General features: G+C 29.5%; 3 protein-coding genes and 1 pseudogene. 1 reads left to right on the top strand and 3 read right to left on the bottom strand.

Annotation, left to right across the window (positions count from 1 at the left end; all coding sequences use genetic code 11):
• Positions 1–558: HAD hydrolase family protein (locus ACW2QF_RS19020; protein WP_455717592.1), on the bottom strand; the 558-nt coding region annotated here is incomplete at its 3' end.
• Positions 559–916: 358 nt separating this feature from the next.
• On the opposite strand from ACW2QF_RS19020, the gene ACW2QF_RS19015 reads away from it, so the two are divergent.
• Positions 917–1579 (top strand): DUF4352 domain-containing protein, encoded by a 663-nt coding sequence (locus tag ACW2QF_RS19015; RefSeq protein WP_455717591.1) that lies wholly within the window; start codon positions 917–919, stop codon positions 1577–1579.
• Positions 1580–1676: 97 nt separating this feature from the next.
• Here the strand turns inward: ACW2QF_RS19015 and ACW2QF_RS19010 are convergent, their stop codons facing one another.
• Together ACW2QF_RS19010 and ACW2QF_RS19005 are read right to left on the bottom strand one after the other, a co-directional pair.
• Positions 1677–2651, bottom strand: coding sequence for a methyl-accepting chemotaxis protein (locus ACW2QF_RS19010; protein ID WP_455717590.1), 975 nt, complete (start codon positions 2649–2651; stop codon positions 1677–1679).
• Between the two features lie 12 nt (positions 2652–2663).
• Positions 2664–3042, bottom strand: a pseudogene (locus ACW2QF_RS19005) (hypothetical protein); the annotation flags it as partial.

The raw sequence follows: 3042 nt of genomic DNA, 5'->3' as shown, positions 1-3042 counted from the left end.
ATGTATATCCATCAATTTTTTAGCATATTGCACTATTTCTACTCTTATGTCTGATTCTAAAGAACCATCATTGTTTATTCCATTTACAAAATCCATACTAATTTGAACATTTCGATCTTCAACCATTACAAACATTTTAGAATTACCTGCAATTCTTTTAAATTCATGGACATTGTTAGAAAATACATATTGTAAATTAAAATTCTTTCGGATATCTTCCATTATCAACCATAACTTAGTTTTATCAATACTCACATATTGTAAAACTGAAAATAATGGTTCTTGAATCAGCAATCCTTGTTTTCCAAATTCATATATTTCTGCTCCATTACAATGACCAATGAAAATATTTTTTCTAAATTGTGGATTAATATGAGCAGTAACTCTATTAACAATATTAGATACACTTTGTCCCGAAATCAAAATAATTTTGATATTTCTTTTTAATAATGCTTCCAGACTCCAAACCATTTCCATTGATATGCTATGATATATAGGTACAATTGTATCATCCACATCAGTAATTATATATTGTACTTTTTCATTCCACTTTATCATTTCTTCTATCTACTTTTATCTAATTGACACCTTTCCTTTTTATTCTTACTAAATTCAATTATACATATTATTCTAATTAAATACATGTCATTCCATAATTATTTTACATTTTTTTCAATTTCATTAATGTGAAAATATCTAGTAAAATGAAAAAGTAAATTCCATCTACAGAGAACTGGAATTTACTTTTTAATTTAACCAAATCTATTTATTACTTTTTGAAGAACTCTAAAAAAGTCATCATGGAGATCAAATTGATATTAAATACTATAATTATAAATATTTTGTAATTAATAGTAGCTTTTTCTGGTAATTATGTTAAAATATATTTTGTTTAACAATATATAGGAGTATTATGATGAGTAAGTCAAAATTATGTAAACATTGCAAAACAGAAATTGATTCAAAGGCAAAGATATGCCCTAATTGTAAGAAAAAGCAAGGAGGAAAAGCTCAATTTATTATAATAGCTATAATTGTCATAATTGCAATTGCGGCTTCAATGCCTAAAGAAGAAGATGAACCTACTGCTTTGAATACTACTTCCGATTCTAAAGATACTGATAGTTCTAAAAAATCTGATGAAACAAAAGATGATAAGAAAGATAAAAAAGAGGAAAAAACAGAATTCGGTGTTGGGGAAGCTGTTGAACTTAAAGATGTGATAACAACCTTAGTATCCATAACAGAATCAAATGGTAGCCAATATAATAAGCCTGCTGAGGGTAATGTTTTCTTATTGTGTGAGTTTAACATAGAAAATAACTCAACAGATGATTTAGCAATAAGTTCACTTATATCTTTTGAAGCATATTGTGATGATTATTCTATAAATCAAAGTATCACAGGACTTATGGAATCTAAAGACAAACAACAATTAGATGGCAATGTAGCATCTGGTAAAAAAATGAATGGTGTTATTGCCTATGAAGTAACAAAAGATTGGAAAGAACTCGAAATCAAATTTACTCCAAGTTTTTGGTCAGGTAAAGAAATTACATATATAGCATATAATAAATAAAATAAAATTTATTTATTGTAATAAATGAGACTGTCTAAAGATAGAGTAAACCTCTAAATTGATGTAAGCTAATTGCAATCAATTTAGAGGTTATTTTTTACACTTCGGTTTCTTGTACAGATATTTCCTGTCCATCATATTCTTCACAAATATATGGTAACTGCCCCAATATATTAACAATATCCTCATTGATAACATTTTTCCTAGAGAGCTGTTTTCTTAAATCAGATACACATTCTGTCAGAGTCTGATACATTTTTATCTCAGAATCAATCTCATCTTGAATATTTTTGGTCTCATTTTGCGTATCTAGAACATTATCCACCGTAATACATGTTTTATTCTTTACATCTGTTGCAATATTGAAAAAATTCTCGATGGTATTTTGTGTGTCTTCAGCTGCAGATACATTCTTATCTACCATTGCATTCATCGCACGAAGCGATTCAATAAGTTCTGACTCCCTAGTTTTCGCATTTTCCATAATGGTACTAATTTGATTAAGCAATGATTGAGTACTTGCTGCCAGTGTATTGATTTCACCAGCAACTACTGCAAATCCACGACCAGCTTCCCCAGCACGGGCTGCTTCAATACTTGCATTTAAAGCTAGTAGATTTGTCTGAGAAGCAATATCGGCAATGTTGTTAGTGGTAGTACTGATTTCGGCAAAAGCAGTAGTAAAATTTTTTAATACAGCATGTATCTCCTGAATGAAATGTTTCATCTGCCCGATTTCATCGATAAGTACAGACATTTCTTCATTCCCTTTTACACTCGTATCCACAATGCTATCAGCTACTTTTTGTAATTCTTCGTTTATAGAGATAATATCGTTAAAACGAGAATGAAACCTGTCAACAGTGGAAATCATAGTCTCAGACTGCTGTCGTAATGTATTCGTTGCTGCTTCTATAGAGGCTATATCTTTTAAAGTATCCGTCTCCACATCATGTATTTCTTCCTGTTTATGACTTAAAAAATCAATGGTATCTTTAAGAGATTTTAAATCTATTTTTCTAGTATTAAGAGGTTTACTCTTAGACTGCTTTTTTGTAAATATATGAAACATTAGTCATTCTCCTTATCTGTTTTTGGTGAATATAGCACAAACCATAGACTGATTAATATGTTGCTCAATATATTGTTCGCCATCACCTATTATACCAAAATGATTTCCATTGGCGCATTTATGAAGCAACTCAGAATATGAAGAAGTGTATTTGATATTATCAAAAAACAGATATCTGAGAATACAGTTAATAGAAAATATACCTTCAACCGTTTCCTTCTGTGTAGCACCACGAATATTGTTTTCAATAAAACCTTTGAAGTCTTCTTCAATATCCGTAAAGCAAATCAGATCATTTTTCATTATGTTTTTAAATGTAGAAATACTTCTGTCTTTGTTAAAACTAAAAATGGCAGCAATATAATTCTCGTTACCCACAACGAGGTTCAGT

This window comes from Anaerosporobacter sp., from assembly GCF_965301125.1.
Note: the sequence above shows the minus strand (reverse complement) of the source record. Positions and strands in the feature narration are given on the sequence as shown.

What these genes read in the sequence shown, in the direction of transcription:
- ACW2QF_RS19015 (WP_455717591.1), top strand. Translation starts at nt 917, where the DNA reads ATGAGTAAGTCAAAATTATGTAAACATTGCAAAACAGAAATTGATTCA.
- ACW2QF_RS19010 (WP_455717590.1), bottom strand. Translation starts at nt 2,651, where the DNA reads ATGTTTCATATATTTACAAAAAAGCAGTCTAAGAGTAAACCTCTTAAT.